Annotated in this window: 16 protein-coding genes and 1 other RNA gene; 2 read left to right on the top strand and 15 right to left on the bottom strand. The window is 38.9% G+C overall.

The genetic code is table 11. The annotated features are described in order from the left end of the window. Positions 1 to 366: 366 nt before the first annotated feature. The 10 genes from A6754_RS04135 to A6754_RS04090 all read right to left on the bottom strand — a co-directional run bounded on the left by A6754_RS04135 (position 367) and on the right by A6754_RS04090 (position 10,183). Complete coding sequence (locus A6754_RS04135) at positions 367 to 2,391, bottom strand: coiled-coil domain-containing protein (RefSeq protein ID WP_066442649.1); 2,025 nt, start codon at positions 2,389 to 2,391, stop codon at positions 367 to 369. Positions 2,392 to 2,396: 5 nt separating this feature from the next. Then, positions 2,397 to 2,870 carry a hypothetical protein gene (locus A6754_RS04130; protein ID WP_066442648.1) on the bottom strand — a complete coding sequence of 158 codons (474 nt, stop codon included), beginning with the start codon at positions 2,868 to 2,870 and terminating at the stop codon, positions 2,397 to 2,399. Further along, positions 2,863 to 3,834 (bottom strand): hypothetical protein, encoded by a 972-nt coding sequence (locus A6754_RS04125; protein WP_066442647.1) that lies wholly within the window; start codon positions 3,832 to 3,834, stop codon positions 2,863 to 2,865. The genes A6754_RS04130 and A6754_RS04125 overlap by 8 nt, the downstream gene beginning before the upstream one ends. Then, the gene (locus A6754_RS04120; RefSeq protein WP_066442646.1) at positions 3,831 to 4,040 is read right to left on the bottom strand and encodes a hypothetical protein; all 210 of its coding nucleotides are present in this window, start codon (positions 4,038 to 4,040) and stop codon (positions 3,831 to 3,833) included. The genes A6754_RS04125 and A6754_RS04120 overlap by 4 nt, the downstream gene beginning before the upstream one ends. An 871-nt stretch (positions 4,041 to 4,911) precedes the next feature. Next, positions 4,912 to 5,271: a transfer-messenger RNA gene (gene ssrA, locus A6754_RS04115) on the bottom strand. 172 nt (positions 5,272 to 5,443) lie between these two features. Beyond that, positions 5,444 to 5,911, bottom strand: coding sequence for an SsrA-binding protein SmpB (smpB, locus tag A6754_RS04110; protein ID WP_066442645.1), 468 nt, complete (start codon positions 5,909 to 5,911; stop codon positions 5,444 to 5,446). A gap of 117 nt (positions 5,912 to 6,028) precedes the next feature. Then, positions 6,029 to 8,317, bottom strand: a complete 2,289-nt coding sequence (rnr, locus tag A6754_RS04105; RefSeq protein WP_371806973.1) for a ribonuclease R — start codon at positions 8,315 to 8,317, stop codon at positions 6,029 to 6,031. Positions 8,318 to 8,390: 73 nt separating this feature from the next. Then, positions 8,391 to 9,137, bottom strand: coding sequence for an alpha/beta hydrolase (locus tag A6754_RS04100; protein WP_066442643.1), 747 nt, complete (start codon positions 9,135 to 9,137; stop codon positions 8,391 to 8,393). A 161-nt stretch (positions 9,138 to 9,298) separates the two neighbouring features. Further along, a complete protein-coding gene (gene secG / locus A6754_RS04095) occupies positions 9,299 to 9,532 on the bottom strand; it encodes a preprotein translocase subunit SecG (RefSeq protein WP_066442642.1) in 234 nt (77 codons plus the stop codon). A 57-nt stretch (positions 9,533 to 9,589) separates the two neighbouring features. Beyond that, a complete protein-coding gene (locus A6754_RS04090) occupies positions 9,590 to 10,183 on the bottom strand; it encodes an SF0329 family protein (protein ID WP_066442641.1) in 594 nt (197 codons plus the stop codon). A 216-nt stretch (positions 10,184 to 10,399) separates the two neighbouring features. Here A6754_RS04090 and A6754_RS04085 point away from each other — a divergent pair, with 216 nt between their 5' ends. Together A6754_RS04085 and A6754_RS04080 are read left to right on the top strand one after the other, a co-directional pair. Beyond that, entirely contained in the window at positions 10,400 to 11,677 is a 1,278-nt protein-coding gene (locus A6754_RS04085; protein WP_066442640.1) for an IS110 family RNA-guided transposase, read from the top strand. Positions 11,678 to 12,065: 388 nt separating this feature from the next. Beyond that, the gene (locus A6754_RS04080; protein WP_066442639.1) at positions 12,066 to 13,025 is read left to right on the top strand and encodes an NERD domain-containing protein; all 960 of its coding nucleotides are present in this window, start codon (positions 12,066 to 12,068) and stop codon (positions 13,023 to 13,025) included. A 515-nt stretch (positions 13,026 to 13,540) separates the two neighbouring features. Here A6754_RS04080 and eno read toward each other — a convergent pair. The 5 genes from eno to gap form a co-directional block, all read right to left on the bottom strand. Further along, a complete protein-coding gene (eno, locus tag A6754_RS04075) occupies positions 13,541 to 14,836 on the bottom strand; it encodes a phosphopyruvate hydratase (protein ID WP_066442638.1) in 1,296 nt (431 codons plus the stop codon). A 47-nt stretch (positions 14,837 to 14,883) separates the two neighbouring features. Next, positions 14,884 to 16,416, bottom strand: a complete 1,533-nt coding sequence (gene gpmI / locus A6754_RS04070; protein ID WP_066442637.1) for a 2,3-bisphosphoglycerate-independent phosphoglycerate mutase — start codon at positions 16,414 to 16,416, stop codon at positions 14,884 to 14,886. Continuing rightward, complete coding sequence (tpiA, locus tag A6754_RS04065) at positions 16,409 to 17,170, bottom strand: triose-phosphate isomerase (protein WP_066442636.1); 762 nt, start codon at positions 17,168 to 17,170, stop codon at positions 16,409 to 16,411. Before tpiA ends, gpmI begins: the two co-directional genes overlap by 8 nt. A 267-nt stretch (positions 17,171 to 17,437) precedes the next feature. Beyond that, positions 17,438 to 18,622, bottom strand: coding sequence for a phosphoglycerate kinase (locus A6754_RS04060; RefSeq protein ID WP_066442635.1), 1,185 nt, complete (start codon positions 18,620 to 18,622; stop codon positions 17,438 to 17,440). Positions 18,623 to 18,889: 267 nt separating this feature from the next. Continuing rightward, on the bottom strand, positions 18,890 to 19,897 hold the full coding sequence (gene gap, locus A6754_RS04055) for a type I glyceraldehyde-3-phosphate dehydrogenase (protein ID WP_066442634.1): 1,008 nt from the start codon (positions 19,895 to 19,897) through the stop codon (positions 18,890 to 18,892). Positions 19,898 to 19,934: the final 37 nt, after the last annotated feature.

Genomic DNA, 19,934 nt, shown 5'->3' with positions numbered 1-19,934 from the left:
TATCTTATTATAATAAATCTTATTATAATAAATAAAACAAGATATTTATTGAACTTAACTACCAAGCTACTTTTAGTATAATTCTTCACAAATCCAATTTCCTAATTAAATGTTACTCCATAATCTGGCCCGTTTGTTGAATACCTAGTTCCTATAAATAAAACCTCTAAGAAAAAGTACATTCTTTCATAAATGAAAACATTTGCTGCGTAGTATGAGTCTAATACGACAAAACGATCACCCTAAAAGAGTGACCGCCTCATATGAAAGTTTTCTGCAAAGTTTATTAGTACTGCGTAGCAAATGACTTTGTTTTGTTCTTATTCGCAATATGTGTCCAACTGCGGGAGATTGATGTTGAAAAAGTTAGCTCAATTTATTAAATGCTCTATCTTTAATTATAATTCCTTTACAACCCTCTGAAATTTTCTTGAATATCACCTCTCGGGTATCAGTTTCCTTGATCGTTATTCCTACAATTACTTGAGTCTTAGCTGCCAATATTTTTAAACTATCTAAGAAAGCTTCCATATCCTCAACTACTATACTATGCTGACCCGGTTCATCAAATATTAGAATTCCCGGATGATTCCCGTTCATCTCATTAGAAGTCTGTACTAGTGCTATAGTAAATGCCCAAATCCTTCTAATATGGTCACTAGCCGATGAATCAAATTTTAAATCGAAGTTCTCTATTGTAGGCATAAATGTATCCTTCGATATCATTACTTTATTAATATCAGAAGAACTCCTATACCCAAATACTTTAAGGTTTGAAACAAAGTTATCTCTTAGCGATTTAATTTTTCTTTCGTCTAAATTAGTAAACTTATTTTCAGGCAATTTATTTAAATCTGCAAGATATTGTTTCCAAACATCTGACAATTGCTTAAATTCCTCTTTGGTCTCCTCTATATCTGTTTTTACTTTTTCTAATTCCTCTATTGTTTTATTTAACTCTACCTTTTTATAAATAGTACTTTCTGAAACCGAACCATCAATGGCAAAGATATCATTTCTAGTAACTCTTGAAAGTCGATACAGTTTTGATACTGTATTTTCTAAAATACTAATGTTACTTTCAATATTTTTTATATTTGTTTTCTTCTGCTCTATAGCAAACTCAAATAGTTTTTCCTGAGATTTTAAATGTTTAATGTTATCATCAATACTCATTACATCTGCTACATTCTGACTTACTAGCAATGTATCCGATATTGGTTGATTACAAGTTGGACAAATGTCTTTAAAAGAATTAAAGCCTTCTTTTGATCCTAGGTTCCGCAGTTTTTTAGCATCGTGGTTGTTAGTAATGTCTGTTTGAATTAAATTCAGGCTATTTAATAATCTATCTAAACTTGTTCTTTCATTATTTACGTTAATTTTCAATTGTTTAATTTTTTCTTCATGCTCTATAACATCTTCTTCTATTTGTCTAAGTTCCTTTTTTAATTCATGGAAATTATCAATTTCTTTAGGCTTTACTTTAATCAGGCTTTGAAGCTCATTTCTTTTCATTTCAATGTATTCATCTAGTGTCAGAGTCCGTTCATCATCTTGATAAATAACCTTAATAAGCTGATCAGGATCTTCTAAAATCTCAACGTTCTCATTTACTCCCTTAAGCATTAGGCCCATATTCCTTATGTTTTTATCTGTTTCATGAAAAACTTGCTTCCACTTTTCAACAATTCTACTTTCTTTTATTTTTAACCTATGCCTTATCTTTTCATTTTTTAGAGTATCCATATTTAATAGATATTCAATTACTCGTTTCTTGGGTTCCCGAATTCCAAAGTGCGGCATCCCAGAAAAAAGATCAGACCAACCTCTCTTTTGTTCTATTAACATACTAGAAAAAATTAGTTGTAAATACAACTTTCTTTCTTTATCATCTGTACTTGCAACACTAGGTAAATCTAACCCTAAAAAGGCTTCCAAAAATGTAAAGAAACCTTTATTACTTGTAGCTGAATTTTGTGAATGGACATACATATCTTCACTAATAGTTACTTTATCATGAATTCGATCCATCTTTGAATAAAAGATAGTCATTAAATTAGAATTCCTGTTTTTCATTTTTGCTGATCTTAAAATAGTAACATCCTCGCTACCATTTGATATCTCAAGAAATACTTTTGACTCTAAAACATCCAGCTCTCCTTCATATTCAACTTTGGTTTTAAAAGCTGAACTTAATACATTATGGCCTTTTCCGCCAATGATTTCCTCTAAACCTAAGCCATAATATACACTTGAAATAATTGAGCTTTTTCCAGAAGTGTTCTTTTCACTACAAATAATATTCATTTGTTGATCAAATGTATCATCAAAGCCTATAACATTATTTTTCGTAATTATTTCAACTCTTACTCTCCCAATACGTATCAACTATTTCACCCCAATAATGTGCTTTTTAACTTATCTATTAAATCTTCCGTAAGCTTATTTGATAATTTATTTAAAAATTCCTTTTCATTCACTAATAGGCTTTCATCGTCCAATATTTTTTCGAGAAGACTTTTTCCTGAAACTGTTAACCGAAACAATCCATTCCCTTGTTGAAACATTATTTTGTCAGCTAACATGAAAACAACTGTTTTATTAATTGTAGGATCATATCTTAGTACTAAATATCGATTACTTTCCCCATTTACATACTTTAACAAGTTGTCCTTTTCCTTTTCAGAATACATTGACACTATAATTAGGTGTAGTTTTGACAGTGAACAGCCACTTCTACCACATGACAATCCTAAAATTAAACAAGCAAGTGCTATTTTATAGCTCAACCTATAGTGATAGGGGACTGCATCAGGCTTCGATTCGAAAACGATATAATCCGTTAAGATGTAATCTTCATTACCCATTTTTTATTTCTCCTTTAAATTCCATTGAACAATCTGCAAGCCATCCTGCAATTAAATCCATTTTTAAATTCATAATGGAAGCACTACTTATATGTTTAAACTCTGTTGTGAGCTTCTTTTCAAAATCATCGGATATTTCATTAAATAATTCAGCATTTATTGACCTGTCTCTATTCAACAGTGTTCTTGAAGCAACATGTCTTTTATATTGGCTTGCTAAGTCTAGGATATCCTTTCTGATATCAGGAAATCCTTCTCCTAATCGTTCCATGAGCTCGATCCCTGATATATACGCTGACATATACATATCCAATAATAAATTCAAATTATCATTATCGGTTTTAAACTCTGGGTTTATCGCAATTAGTTTTCTTTTAACATTTTCAACCTTTTCACTTGGACAGCCAGACCAATCAGCCGATGCATCTTGCAAAATAGCAAAACTTAGTTTTGTATCTGTTAAATTACTCCTTAAAATTCTTGTAAGTTCAATTTTAAAATCCTCTGCTGTTTTTATGATTATTACAAAATCATCAGAAATATAATCATAGAATTCTGGATTACTTTCCCTGGTTTGTCTTACAAGTTCAGTTTTTGTGGTGATATGTTGAACAATTCTTTTATCTTTATATTCTGGAATAACAAAATGCCATTCTTTAATGGGAGGTAGTCCTAAACTCTTTAACACTTTAGCGTTTTTTTTATCTATAAATTTCGCTATATCATTGGTAACCTTAGTTCGTTGGTGTGAATATAAATCATCATTCGAATAATTCATATCTTCTGGGCAATAACATTGAATGGCAACTCCAGAACGTGTAAATCCTTCAATACCGCCATCACCCTTGTGTTGTGCTGGTACCTCTATAAAATGCTCCCTTTGATATCTCATTTTATAACAAGATATACATAGAACTTCCCAACTATCCCCATCTAATGAAGAATCTAAAAAATCAAGAATCATTTGTTTCTCTCCCTGGCTATATCATTAATAGAAATAAACTTTTCTTTACTTGGCTTTGTTTCAATAAAATTAATATCTACGACAAATTCTTTATCTGAATCTATGTATCTAACGATTGCTAGATTTAAAAGATTTTTATGATTTACAATCACTATTTCTTTATCTACAAAGTAATAAGATTGATCATCTGATATCATATCAATCATAATGATCCCCTCTTCAAAGATTAAATTTAAACTACCCATTCTCTAAGAATACTAATTACAAGAGGGTTTCCGATACTTCTCTTGAATAAAAAACACCACCAAGTAGCTTTCTCAAAAACAATTCGCTAACTCAGTGGGTTATTTTATTACCGCTATTCACTTATTCCTTTTTCGAGGCTTGCCTTTCTTCCGCAACCTCCACGCCTTCCTTCATATACAGTAGTGGTCTGATACATGTCAAACTTCAAATGTAGAAAATCCTTCTGTCCGGATGAATTACTCACTTTTCAACATTTCGGCTGAAAATATCAAGCCGGAACTCCATCATTGCATATCTAGTTTAAATTCCTATAGCCTTCTAGTTATACCATTATCTTCAATAACAATCACATCACTAGGTGTTCTAATACTACTAGCGTTTATTGCGCAGTAAGAGTCTACTGTTCAGCAAATAATCTGTTGTTCTTTCGTTTTTCGTCTTCAACATTATCCACCTTTAACTTAATATTAGGATGAAATGTAATAATAATTTAGTAATATGAACGTTTTTTTTATTTATAGATTCGTAAGAAAGAAGTGAAAAATTCCAAATCATTTTTCTCATATTCGAATATTAAATATAATGCTTTATAATTAGTGTACTAAGGTTATTACTCTAAAGAAAGATATAAAATAAGCAATAATAAAAGTGCACACAATAACTTGTGTGCATTAATCCATTTCAATAATTAAGTTCTAAGTTACTTTAAATACTAAATCCAAGTAAATTTCAAGCATAAAATTTCGTTAAGTATTTTCAAGCATAAGCTTTCGTTTTAGGAAAATATATGGTTGAAGTCACAAAAAAATAAAAAACCACCAAATATGTATTTGGTGGAGACGGAGGGAGTCGAACCCTCGTCCAAAGATATCGGCACTTAAGCTTCTACGAGTGTAGTCGATATATTCGTATTTCGCTGAGCCATCTGCCTATCGACTGGCGCCCGGTCAACTAGTCTGGTTGTTCTCTTCCTTCATCCTCAGACGGTGGAATCCGGCGTAGCCCACTAAGTTTGAGTCCCTTACCCTACCACATGGGCAATGGAGGGAGGAACCACTAAAGCGCTATTAAGCAGCTAAAGCGAAGTTGTTTTGTTGTTTGCCAGTTATAGGCGTTGACGTTTTAACGAGGTCGATCCCCTCGACTCGCAACCTAAGCTCGAACTATCCCTGTCGAATCCGTAGCGTCCCCATTATAAGAAAAGCGTCGGCATTTAACCTATTCCCGCTTTATAAATGAGTCAAACATGATATCATGCTGACGTTTCGGAAGCTCGAAATAGATGAGCTAAAGTTTATCACCACTTGGTGACATAAATTATTATAACATAGTGACAGAGAATTTCAATTGTAAGGTTTTGGAACTACATCTTCTGCCGTTCACGGAAAGCACGTTCAACCTCGCGTTTCGCTTCTTTTTTCTTCAGATCTTCACGCTTGTCATATTTCTTTTTCCCTCTTGCCAATCCAATTGCCACTTTAGCATACCCATTTTTCAAATAAAGTTTTAGAGGTACAAGTGCATAACCGGACTGCTTTGTTTCACCGATCAGCTTGTTGATCTCCTTGCGGTGAAGCAGCAGTTTTCTTGTTCTTAACGGATCATGGTTATATCGATTTCCTTGCTCATATGGACTTACATGCATGCCAATCAAGAACATTTCACCGTTAATGATGCGTGCATAAGAATCTTTTAAATTAACGCGGCCATTTCGAATGGACTTAATCTCTGTACCCTGTAAAACAAGACCTGCTTCATATGTTTCTTCTATTGCATAATCATGAAAGGCTTTTTTATTTTGCGCAATAACCTTTCCACTACCCTTTGGCATACTGACTTCCCCCTTGTGTTGCAGCTCGCGTACAAAGCGTTTCCTTCTATTGTAGCAAAAAGGGGCTCAAAACGGAATATTGACTGCTCCAAGTGAATTCACACTTGGAGCAATAGCTTATCGTTTTTTCTTACGCTTTGCTTTTGGAGCATTCTCAAAATGCTTTTTATTCTTTTTATGTTTGCGTTTTGAACCTTCAGCAGCACTGCCTTTTCTCTCACCTTCACCACTTTTGCCACGGCGCGGTTTACGGTCTGAGCTGCCTGTTTTAAATACTTTTGGTGCATCATTTGTTTCACGGCGGCGGGTGCCCTTCATGCCGACAATTTCAAAGTCAATTGAACGTTCATCTTTATTGACATTGACAACTCGAACGGTAATCTCATCACCAATGCGGAAAACCTTGCCTGTACGTTCTCCGATCATTGCCAAATGGCGTTCTTCATAACGATAATAATCATCGGTCATATAGCTGACATGAACAAGACCTTCAATCGTATTTGGCAGCTCGACGAACATTCCGAAATTCGTAACAGAACTAATAATCCCATCGTACTCTTCGCCAATTTTATCTGCCATATATTCTGCTTTTTTCAGCTCGTCCGTTTCACGTTCTGCTTCTACTGCCCGGCGCTCCATATTAGAAGAATGCTCAGCAATATCAGGCAGAAGCATATTCCACTTCTCTCTCGTTGCTTGGTCTATCTTGCCTTCAATTAAATATGTGTGGATGAGACGATGCACGATTAAATCCGGATAACGGCGAATCGGAGAGGTAAAATGCGTATAGAACTCTGTTGATAACCCAAAGTGTCCTAAGCTTTCCGGATCGTATTTTGCCTGCTGCATCGAACGGAGCATAACAGTTGAAACGACCATTTCCTCCGGTTTTCCTTGTACTTCTTCAATGATTTCCTGAAGTGCACGCGGATGTACAGCATTGGCTGTTCCTTTTACGATATAGCCGAAGTTCGTGATAAATTCAAAGAATCGGCGCAGCTTGTCTTCTTTTGGATCTTCGTGAATACGATAAATGAACGGCACTTCCATCCAGTGAAAATGTTCAGCGACGGTTTCATTGGCTGCAAGCATGAACTCTTCAATTAACCGTTCAGCTACTGAGCGTTCACGAATGACAACTTCCTTTGGAGCACCTTCATCATCAACAAGCACCTTTGCTTCTTTAAAATCAAAGTCGATTGCTCCACGCTGCATCCGCTTTTTGCGTAAGATTGCAGCAAGCTCTTCCATCATTTTAAACATCGGCACTAATGGTTCATAGCGCTTGATCAGTTCTTCATCTTCATCCTCGAGAATTTTATTCACATCATGATAGGTCATCCGCTCTGCCGTTTTAATCACACTTTGATAGATCTCATGATTGACCACTTCACCGTCTTCTGTAATCTCCATATTACAAGATAACGTTAAACGATCAACCTGCGGGTTAAGTGAACAAATTCCATTTGAAAGACGATGCGGAATCATCGGAATCACGCGATCAACGAGATATACACTTGTCGCACGGTCTGCAGCTTCGCGGTCAATTGAAGAATCCTCCGTAACATAATAGGTAACATCGGCAATATGTACACCAAGTCTGTAGTTTCCGTTCTCAAGCTTAGTAACCGTAACAGCGTCATCCAAGTCCTTCGCATCTGCGCCATCAATCGTCACGATCGTTTCGTTTCTGAGGTCACGGCGGTTTTTCAGTTCACTTTCATCAATGGTTTCAGGTGTATCAGATGCCTGCTTGAGCACATCATCTGGAAACTCCATTGGCAGACCATGCTTATGGATAACGGAAAGAATATCAACACCCGGATCATTTTTATGACCAAGGATCTCAATAACTTCGCCTTCTGCACTTTTTCGCCCTTCTGGGTAGGTTGTCAGTTTTACAACCACTTTATGGCCTTCAATTGCCCCTTTTGAGCTTGCTTTTGGGATAAAAATATCACTGGCAAACTTTTTATCATCAGGGATCACAAATCCAAAATGCTTGCTTTCCGTATACGTACCGACAATTTGCTGAATGCCGCGCTCTAGAATACGGACGATCGTTCCTTCTCTGCGCTGACCTGACGATTCAGCTGTTACACGAGCAAGCACGATATCCCCATGCATCGCATTATTGGTTTCATTCGGCGGGATAAAAATATCATCCATGCCCTGCTCATCCGGAACAACAAACGCAAAGCCTTTTGCATGGCCTATCATTTTTCCGCGGATTAAATTCATTTTTTCCGGCAGTCCATAACGATTGCTGCGGGTTCTAACGACTAACCCTTTTTCCTCCATTACAACGAGCGCCTTCACAAAATCCTTAAAATCAGCGGAATCTTCAATTCCAAATGCTTCTTCCAGCTCCTGAACGGTTAAAGGCTTATACGCTTCATCTTTCATATGGCTCAAAAGCTGTTCAATGATCTCTGCTGACTTATTCTCCAAAGAATTCCCTCCTTTATATCTATTTGTTTTAGTCTTCCCAATTTAACTGTTCTAAAAACTGATAAACATCCTCGTGAAGCTCATCACGCTGTTTATCAAGTGTAATGACATGTCCAGATTCTTCATACCATTTTAGTTTCTTTAAATCGTTTTCTACTTCATTAAAGATAATATTTGCACTGTCTGTATTAATCATGTGATCATGTCTTGCTTGTGCCACAAATGTTGGCGAATAGATCATATCCACATGGTTTCTTACATCCGCAATCAGCTCTTGAAGGGCTTTTAGGGTATTCATTGGCGTTTTTTCAAATTCCGCCATTTCAGAATCAATTTGTTCCGCAGATTTCCCTTCAAGTTTTTTATATTCTCTGGCATACGCCAATATGCCCTTGTACATCGTCTCTTCGCTCTTAATATACATCGGCGCGCACATTGGAACTATTCCCTTTACAGGAACAGTGTAACCCAATTTAAGTGAAAATACGCCCCCAAGTGACAGTCCAGCAACAGCGATCTCCTGATGCCCCATCTCTTTTAAAAGCTCATATCCTTCCATTACATCCTTCCACCAATCCTCTGGCCCTGTATGGACTAGCTCTTCTGGCGGAACTCCATGACCTTTAAATAACGGTGCATGACACGTATAGCCTTTTCCTTCAAGATGGCGAGCCAGCATTCTGACATCTGCAGTATTCCCCGTAAATCCGTGTAGAAGCAATACAGCTCTCTTTCCATTTCCGAACGTAAACGGCTTTGGTGCAACAACTTTCATTCTTCTTACCCCTTTCCAATCAAACGTTTGATTAATGTGTATGTTCTATTTTTAACAGACCACAACAAAACAATCCATTTAGAAGTCTTACAGCAGGAATATCATTCCATTATTTTGAAGCATAATAAAAGCCTGACCTTTTTCGGCCAGGCAGGAAAGGCTTATAGAGCAAAATAAGATACAGCAATCGTTAATAGGAAAAATAGTACAGAAAGCACAATCGTTACACGGTGAAGAATTAAGTCAATTCCACGTGCCTTTTGTTTTCCGAAAAGCTGCTCTGCTCCTCCGGAAATTGCACCCGAAAGTCCTGCACTCTTACCAGATTGAAGAAGTACAACAACAATAAGTCCAATCGAAACAATGACCAGTAATGTAATGAATAATGTATGCATTAAGCCCACCTCCTGAAACTGAAACGTACACTTACAGTATTTTAAATTTTATCATATTTATTGGAATTGGACAATATCTTGGGAAAGATGTGTTGATTTTTTGTTGATTAGCCCTTCTGCCTCACACCGTATTTGAAAAAACAACTGAATGAAAGGGTGTGACTGCTTGTTTTCTTCTTTCATATTTTCCAGACGCCTTTTACCTAATCTGCGGTCGAGCATAGCAAACGCCTTGATGACAGGGTCCTGCGATTGGAGCGCTTCATCAATAGACAGATGTATATATTCAAGCAAAGAATGATACATACTGTATTCTGCTATCACATTCTTCTTTATTACAATCTGTTCTGCCTCCTCATAAGCATCAAGCAGGGCTGCTCTTTCCTTTGACTGAAACATAGTTGTCCAATCAGAATCATATGAAATCGGCTCTAGCAGCTGTTCTTCTTTTAACAACTGATATTGCTCCTCTACGTTCATTTCAAAGACTTGATCAGCTGCACAATAAATCTTCTTTTTATCCAATGTAATCCACATTCTGCTTGGCTGGTCATGCGCTTTTCGGTAAGCAGTTGTGCGGATTTCCAACCGCCCTTTAAGAGACTCGCATAAGCGATTTTCGAGTTGTTTTTTCAATTTGGTCCATTTCATGAGGGGATTGCCTCCTTATTAACTTATATTTTAGGACTCTATTCACATTTACGAAAGGAATTTTATAAAAAGAAGGGAATTATTTTAGAAAAGGAGCATTCCTGTTAGAAGGATTTTCGGGGACTTGAACAAAAAAGAGCCCTCTTGGTATGATTCGGGGTGTCAAATCGTGTGGCGAAATGACCCCTAACTTAGGTAACCAAGGAGGACTCCAAAATGGATTTTAAACAAAATCAGAAAATAAATCAAGTCACCGAAAAAACACTCGTAGTCGGAATCGACATTGCCAAGCGAAAACATTTTGCTTGCTTTGTAGATGATCGTGGACGGGTACTACAAAAATCTTTCTCGGTATTACAATCTAGTGATGGTTTCTTGAGTTTTTATCAACGTATTTTGGCTGCAATGAAAGAATACGAAAAAACGGAAGTCATTGTCGGGATTGAACCTACAGGCCATTACTGGCTTAATTTAGCCTATTTCCTCGAGGATCGGGGGATTCCCCTGGCTATGACCAACCCTATGCACGTCAAACGGTCAAAGGAGTTGGATGACAATTTACCAACCAAACATGACCGCAAAGATGCTTTAGTGATCGCTCGTCTTGTTAAAGATGGACGCTTTAGTTATCCGCGAATCTTGAAAGACGTGGAGGCAGAACTTCGTGTTGGGTCAACGTTTAAAAGTAAGTTGACAGAGGAACTTGGAGCTGTTAAAAACATGATGATTCGCTGGTTAGATCGCTATTTTCCTGAGTTCACCCAGGTCTTTCCGTCATTCGGAAAGATGGCAATGGCAGTACTAGAGTGTACCCCATTTCCTAGTGATCTTCACCAGAAACATCCCGATGAAGTATTAGCACTTTACCGCCAGGTTGATGGGCTCAAATCTCCCCAACGACCGAAAGCAATTCGCCTTATTGAAGTCGCTGCTAATTCCATCGGAGTAACAGAGGGACGTGAAATGGCCCGTATTGAAATCGCCACACTCGTTCGTCGTTACAACCAATTGGAACAAGAAATTGAAAGTATTACACAGCACTTAGTTGAGCTCGTTCAAACATCTGTAGAGTACGAATGGCTCTCAACGGTTCAAGGACTTGGTGATACCACAATTGTCGATTTGTTAGCTGAAATCGGTAGCTTTTCACACTATGAAGATCCACGCCAAATCATTAAACTCGCGGGATTAACATTACGTGAAAATTCCTCCGGTCAGCACAAAGGACAAAAACGCATCTCCAAACGGGGCAGAAGAAAGCTACGCGCCCTCCTTTTCCGAGTGATGATGCCAATGATTCGCCATAATGAAGCCTTTCGAAAGCTACATGAGTATTACACAAACCGTAAGGTTAATCCGTTACGTAAGAAGCAATCCATCGTGGTTCTATGCGGAAAACTATTAAAAGTGTTACATGGGATCAGTACCAAGCACAAAGCATTTGACGCACAGCGAATGATGAAGGATATTCCTAGTCTCGCAGAGGCTATGTAAAGTTCTACATCCCCTTAACAGACCTAGACAACAGGATGACACGGAGAAGCTGGCATTATTTTTTCCATTCGACCTCGAGTCCCTAAAGGAGCTTCGCTAGCCTCTGCCTTATGACTAGACCGAACGAAGGAATGTAGGCACTTAGATGCCCAGAGACATGGGAGGGTACGTCATCATAAGCTACGCAGAGATCCATTGTGCATCACATATTTTCCTAGCACTACTTACCATCATTATCCAGTAGTGACCGCGTAGCGTACCCATACGTTGGAATAGTTTCACATATTATTAAAATTTTGTTAGAAGACGTGTCGAAAAATATTTTTTTGACACCCCACCAACGGGTCAAACCGTTGATAAATCAACATTTATAGAGGGAGGCGATACTTTGATTGTTAAAGAACAATCCATTCCTGCAAGGATCTTTAGTTTAGAAGTTTTATCTGAAAGGCTGCTTATCAGCCATCCGAAAGTGCCGCTTATTCAACAGGATTTAATCAAGGTTTCGGCTGGGTACAAGGGCGAAAAAGCCGTTTCCTATTACTTGGATTTCCTGCCCCCAAATGATGCCTTCATCTTTCACTCTCCCCGCTTACCCAGCGGAAAACACTACTTTCAAATTGATTATCTAATTCTCACACAGCGATATGCCTTAATCCTCGAATGCAAAAACTTCTTTGGTACATTATTTTTCGATCAATCCTTCAACCAGCTAATCCGCACAGCCAATGATAAAGAAGAAGGCTTTCAAGATCCAATCTCCCAAGCAAAGTGGCATCAGCAGCAGCTTCGGCAATGGCTGTACAAACATGATATTCAGATGCCAATTGAATTTTTCGTTGTAATCAGCAATCCTTCTACCATTCTAAAAACAAATCCCCAAAACCAGCATGCTTTGAAAAAAGTAATTCATGGCCACAGTTTGCTTGAAAAAATAGAGGAGGTGAATCAGCGCTATAATAAAGAGCACTTGGATATGAAGGGAGTACGCAAACTAAATAAGCAGCTGCTGAAAAGTCATACTCCAGAGTCATTTAATGCTTTGGATCGGTATGGCATCAGGCCAGAGGAGATTGTAACTGGAGTGAGATGTCCAAATTGCGGTCCCCTTCCTATGATGCGAACGAAAAGAACATGGTTGTGTCCTAAGTGTGGTGCAAAGGACAGGCAAGCACATGTTAAAGCGTTACAGGACTATTTTTATTTGATGGGTCCGTCTATAACAAATAAACAATTTAGGGATTTTGTGCATTTGGAGTCCGTTCATGCAGCTCAAAAGTTGTTAAAAGCAATGGATTTGCCTTTCTCAGGTGATAAAAAGGGAAGAATCTACTTTAAACGAGAGTGAGAGAGATCACTTAGCTTGGATATTCGCCGTCCTGAGAATTTATTCGCTGAAAAAATGAATATATTCGCCGTTATTCCGATATATTCGCCGTTAAAATTTTTTATTCGCCATAAACATCATTTTATTCGCTAAATTCTAAATTAACATTTTCATTCCCTAAGATCTGCAATGTGAGAGCCAATTCATATACACCTTTAATGACGGCTGCAAAATAGCTCCCTAATATGACCAATTTTCAGTTAAATACTTGTCAAAAGACTCAGTTTGTCTCTTTCGGTTAGTTCCATACCAAAAAAACATTATAAACTCCAGTGAGTTTGAATATGTAATTTGATATATTCGCCGTCCTAAGAATATATTCGCTGTAAAATGAATATATTCGCCGTTATTCCGATACATTCGCCGTTAAAATTTTTTATTCGCCATAAACACCATATTATTCGCCAAAACGCCACTCAAAAAACCAAACACACAAAAAAAAGAGCGGCCCCCACAGGCCGCTCCTCACTCAAAACTTACTTGCTCAAGTTATAAAAAGATTTCAAACCATCATAAACAGCTAAATCGCCAAGTTCGTCTTCGATGCGAAGAAGTTGGTTGTATTTCGCGATACGGTCTGTACGGGACATAGAACCAGTTTTGATTTGGCCAGCGTTTGTTGCAACAGCGATGTCAGCGATTGTTGCGTCTTCTGTTTCACCAGAACGGTGAGAAACTACTGCTGTGTAGCCAGCGCGCTTCGCCATTTCGATTGCTTCGAATGTTTCTGTAAGTGTACCGATTTGGTTTACTTTGATTAGGATTGAGTTACCAACGCCTTGCTCAATACCTTGTGCAAGTTTCTTCGTGTTAGTAACGAATAGGTCGTCACCAACAAGTTGAACTTTGCCGCCAATACGCTCAGTTAATAGTTTGTGGCCATCCCAGTCGTTTTCGTCAAGACCATCTTCAATTGAGATGATTGGGAATTCGTTAACAAGCTCTTCGTAGAAGTTAACCATATCTTCAGAAGTTAAGCCTGTGCGTCCTTCGCCTGCAAGATCGTATTTGCTTGTTTCTTTGTTATAGAACTCAGAAGAAGCAACGTCCATTGCAAGGTAGATGTCTTTACCAGCTTCGTAGCCAGCGTTTGTGATTGCTTCGATGATTACTTCAAGAGCTTCACGGTTAGAACCAAGGTTTGGAGCAAATCCGCCTTCGTCACCAACAGCAGTGTTTAAGCCTTTGCCAGAAAGAACTTTTTTCAGGCTGTGGAATACTTCAGCACCCATACGGATTGCTTCTTTGAATGTTGGAGCTCCAACAGGCATGATCATGAATTCTTGGAAGTCAACGTTGTTATCAGCATGAGAACCGCCGTTGATGATGTTCATCATTGGAGTTGGAAGCTGCTTCGCGTTGAAACCGCCAAGGTAACGGTATAAAGGAAGTCCTACAGACTCAGCAGCAGCATGTGCAGCAGCCATAGAAACACCTAGGATAGCGTTAGCGCCTAGTTTGCCTTTGTTTTCAGTACCGTCTAATTCGATCATTGTGCGATCGATGCCCACTTGATCTGTTACATCTAAGCCGATTACTGCTTCAGCGATAAGGTTGTTTACGTTATCTACTGCTTTTTGAACACCTTTTCCAAGGTAGCGAGACTTGTCGCCATCGCGAAGTTCTACAGCTTCGTGCTCACCAGTTGATGCACCAGATGGCACCATTGCACGGCCGAAAAAGCCTGATTCTGTTAACACTTCTACTTCGATTGTTGGGTTACCGCGAGAGTCTAATACTTCACGAGCATATACATGTTGGATAAATGGCATAATAATTCTCTCCTTTTTATATAAAAAATAGTTTAAAAAACAAGTTATTACTTCAGAATGGATGTGCCTGTCATTTCTGTTGGCTTCTCAAGACCTAATAGATCCAAAACTGTTGGAGCAAGATCACCAAGAATTCCATCCTCACGCAAAGTCACGCCTTCTTTTGTCACAATGACCGGAACCGGATTTGTCGTATGAGCGGTCATTGGATTGCCGTCCAATGTCACAACTTCATCAGCATTTCCGTGGTCAGCAGTAATGATTGCATGTCCGCCCTTAGCTACAAGAGCATCAATAATCTTGCCAAGACATTCATCAACTGTTTCTACCGCTTTGATTGTCGGCTCCAGCATGCCAGAGTGTCCAACCATATCCGGATTGGCAAAGTTTAAAATGATTGCATCGAAATTGTCGGCTTCAATCTCTTTTAAAAGAGCATCCGTTAATTCGTATGCACTCATTTCCGGCTGTAAATCGTACGTTGCAACTTTTGGAGAATTGATCAGAATTCTTTCTTCACCAGGGAACTTCTCCTCACGTCCACCACTCATAAAGAAGGTAACATGTGGATATTTCTCTGTTTCAGCAATTCGAAGCTGTCTTAATTTGTTTTGCGATAATACCTCTCCTAAAGTATTATCCAAGTTTGTTGGTTTAAACGCAACAAATCCGTCAACTGTTTCACTAAAATGTGTCAAACAAACGAAATATAGGCTATTCGGATGCTTTGGACCTCTGTCGAAAGATCTGAAATCCTTGTTCGTAAATGTATTGGAAATTTGGATCGCACGGTCAGGACGGAAGTTATAGAAAATAACTGCATCCTCGTCTTCGATTGCTCCTACAGGTGTACCGTCTTCTTTTGTAATAACAGACGGAATCACGAACTCATCAAAGATCCCGTTGCGATAATTATCCTCTACTAAATCAAGGGCAGAAGAATAAGAAGGACCTTCACCGTATACCATCGAGCGATAAGACTTTTCCACACGCTCCCAGCGTTTGTCGCGGTCCATAGAGTAATAGCGTCCAGAAATGGTCGCGAATTGGCCGACACCATATTCCTTCATCTTTTCCTCAGCAGCTTTGATGTACTTCTCAGCTGTTTTTGGTCCTACATCACGTCCATCAAGGAAGGCGTGCACATATACATTTTTTACGCCTTCTTCAGCAGCTAAACGAAGAAGTGCATATAAATGTTCGATATGGCTATGAACACCGCCGTCAGAAAGCAAGCCCATTAAGTGAAGGTTCTTGCCCGTCTTCTTAACATGTTCAATTGCGGAAAGGAATGTTTCGTTTTTCTCAAAATTCCCTTCACGAATCGCAACGTTCACTCTTGTTAAGCTTTGGTAAACAACACGTCCGGCACCAATATTTAAATGCCCAACTTCAGAGTTACCCATTTGTCCTTCTGGCAATCCTACCGCTTCACCGCTTGCAACAAGCTGTGCATGCGGATATTGATTCCAAAACCGGTCAAAGTTTGGCTTTTTAGCTTGAGCAACCGCATTACCCATTGTTTCGCCTCTTAACGCGAATCCATCCAGGATAATCAGTGCTACTGGTGATTTAGTCATTCTTGCCTGCCTCCAATAATTGCAGGAATGATTGTGCTTCTAAGCTAGCACCGCCAACAAGAGCACCATCAATATCAGATTCGCTCATGTATTCTTTAATGTTAGCAGGCTTTACACTGCCTCCATATTGAATGCGGACTGCATCAGCAGCTGTTTGAGAGAATTGTTTTGCTACTACTTGGCGAATGTGTGCACATACTTCATTAGCATCTGCTGCTGTAGAAGATTTACCAGTGCCGATTGCCCAGATTGGTTCGTAAGCAATAACTGTTTCTTTTACTTGATCTTCAGTTAATCCAGCAAGAGCTTTTTCAACTTGATCAGCAACAAGCTGGTTTGTTTCGCCGTTTTCACGCTGTTCAAGCGATTCACCAACACAAACAATTGGAGTTAGACCGTGAGCAAATGCTGCCAATGTCTTTTTGTTAACAGACTCGTCTGTTTCGTTAAACATTTCACGGCGCTCAGAGTGGCCTAAAATGACATATTTCACACCAAGATCTGCAAGTGCAACTGGGCTTGTTTCACCAGTAAAAGCACCTGAGTTTTCAAAGTGCATGTTTTGTGCACCGATTTGTACAGCTGTACCTTCAGTGCTTGCAACTAAACGCTCTAAAAATAGTGCAGGTGCACAAACAACTGTTTCAACCTTTTCTTGATCAGGAACTAGTCCGTTTACTTCTTCAATAAATGATTTTGCCTCGGAAAGTGTTTTATGCATTTTCCAGTTTCCTGCGATAATAGGTTTACGCATGGTGGGCACATCCTTTCATTCGTTCTTTCATTTAGGCTGTTTCACAGATCTTATTGCCATCTTATTTCAAACAAGAGTAGCGTGATTTCCACTGCATGGCACTCGCTTTCCGCGGGTGAGAGCTGAGCCTCCTCGGCGCTTTCGCACCTGCGGGGTCTCAGCTTTCTCACTTCTCCCGCAGGAGTCTCGCGCCATTCCGCTCCAATCAACTAGAATACTCAAAATAATTCTGTTCAAAAGTTAATAAACAACAATCAGTTTCCAACCTTATTTATCGTTTAACGCTACTACTCCAGGAAGTTCTTTTCCTTCGATAAATTCAAGGGAAGCACCGCCGCCTGTAGAGATGTGGCTCATTCTGTCTGCTAAGTGGAACTTTTCAACTGCAGCTGCAGAGTCTCCGCCGCCGATGACTGAATATGTATCGTTTGCTTCAGCAAGTGCTTCTGCAACAGCTTTTGTTCCGCCAGCGAATTTGTTTAGTTCAAATACACCCATTGGTCCGTTCCAGATCACAAGCTTAGAATTTTGAATAACTTCGCTGTAAATTTCAGCTGTTTTCGGTCCAATATCTAATGCTTCCCAATCTGCAGGGATTTCTTCAATGGATACTACTTTTGTATTTGCATCTTCTGAGAAATCATCAGAAACAATTACATCAACTGGCATATAGAATTTAACGCCTTTTTCTTTCGCTTTTTCAATGAAAGAAAGAGCTAAATCCATTTTGTCTTCTTCTAGAAGAGATTTTCCGATCTCATGGCCTTGAGCTTTTACAAATGTGTAAGCAAGTCCGCCGCCGATGATTAGGTTATCTACTTTATCAAGAAGGTTTTCAATAACACCGATTTTATCTTTTACTTTTGCTCCGCCAATGATTGCAGTGAAAGGACGCTCAGGATTGGACATTGCTTTTCCAAGTACAGCTAATTCTTTCTCCATTAGCAATCCGGAAACAGCTGGAAGATGGTGTGCAATTCCTTCTGTTGAAGCATGCGCACGGTGTGCTGCTCCAAATGCATCATTCACATAAACATCTGCAAGTTCAGCAAAAGCTTTCGCTAATTCAGGATCATTCTTTTCTTCACCAGCATAAAAACGAACGTTTTCTAATAATAAAACATCGCCTTCATTCATTGTTCCTACTAATTCTTTAACAGAATCACCATATGCCTCATCTGCCTTTTTCACTTCTTTGCCAAGAAGCTCTGAAAGACGTTTTGCAACAGGAGTTAAACGAAGTTCTTCAACAACAGCTCCTTTTGGACGGCCAAGGTGGCTTGCAAGAATAACTTTTGCTCCTTGCTCTGTTAAATAATTAATCGTAGACAATGCTGCACGTATACGTGTTTCGTCTGTAACTTGACCGTCCTTCATTGGAACGTTAAAGTCTACACGGCAAAATACACGTTTGCCTTTTAAATCAACATCTTTGACGCTTTTCTTGTTCATAGCAAAAGAACCTCCTATTAGAAGATTTGCTGATCTTCTAAATATAATATTTGCTTTGCCAATAAGAAACTCGTACACTGGCAAGCCTAAAAAAGCATGCCTGGGACGCAGTTTGCGCTAACTGCTTTTCATAAGCCATATGCCCATGAAAAGACAACGGGGGAGAGGGATATGTTCCCTGCTCCCCCGTTCCCATTTATCATTATAGACATTCACATATGTTATATCCATTATGATGAGGTTAAATTAGCGTTAATATCGGTAAAATTAAAGACCTTTTTGAGCGATATAATCAACTAGGTCAACTACACGGTTAGAGTAGCCAGATTCGTTGTCATACCAAGAGATAACTTTTACCATGCTGTCTTCTAGAACCATTGTAGATAATGCATCGATTGTAGAAGAAGCTGGGTTACCGTTGTAGTCGCTAGATACTAATGGCTCTTCGCTGAATGCAAGAATGCCTTTAAGATCACCTTCAGCAGCTTCTTTAAGTGCAGCATTTACTTCTTCAGCTGTAACGTTTTGATCAAGCTCAGCAACTAAGTCAACTAGTGAAACGTTAGGAGTTGGAACACGCATTGCTCCACCGTTTAATTTACCTTTAAGTTCAGGTAATACTAGAGAAACTGCTTTTGCAGCACCAGTTGTTGTAGGAATGATGTTTTCAGCTGCTGCACGTGCACGGCGATAGTCTTTGTGCGGCAAGTCAAGGATTTGCTGATCATTTGTGTATGAGTGAACTGTTGTCATCATACCGCGTTTGATTCCGAACTTGTCGTTTAATACTTTAGCAAAAGGAGCTAAGCAGTTTGTCGTACAAGAAGCGTTAGAGATAACATCATGTTGTGCTGGATCATATTTATCATGGTTAACACCCATAACAACTGTGATATCTTCGTCAGTTGCAGGAGCAGAGATGATTACTTTTTTAGCGCCAGCTTCTAAGTGTTTAGCAGCGTCAGAACGCTTAGTGAAACGTCCAGTAGATTCTACTACTACTTCTACGCCAAGATCTCCCCATCCAAGTTGAGCAGGATCGCGCTCTGCGATAACTTTTACACGTTGTCCGCCAACTACTAGGTATTCACCATCAACTGTAACTTCTTCGTTTAATGTTCCGTGAACAGTATCATATTTTAAAAGGTGTGCAAGCATGTTTGCATCTGTAAGGTCATTTACTGCAACAACCTCTACATTAGGATTTTTTAAAGCTGCACGGAAAACCACACGCCCGATTCTACCAAAACCATTAATACCAACTTTTACTGCCATGAATAACTTCCTCCTTTGAAAGGATCATTTTTTTATT

The organism is Cytobacillus gottheilii, assembly GCF_001636345.1.
Taxonomy (GTDB): Bacteria; Bacillota; Bacilli; order Bacillales; family Cytobacillaceae; genus Cytobacillus; species Cytobacillus gottheilii.
This window is presented reverse-complemented; position numbering and strand designations above follow the sequence as displayed.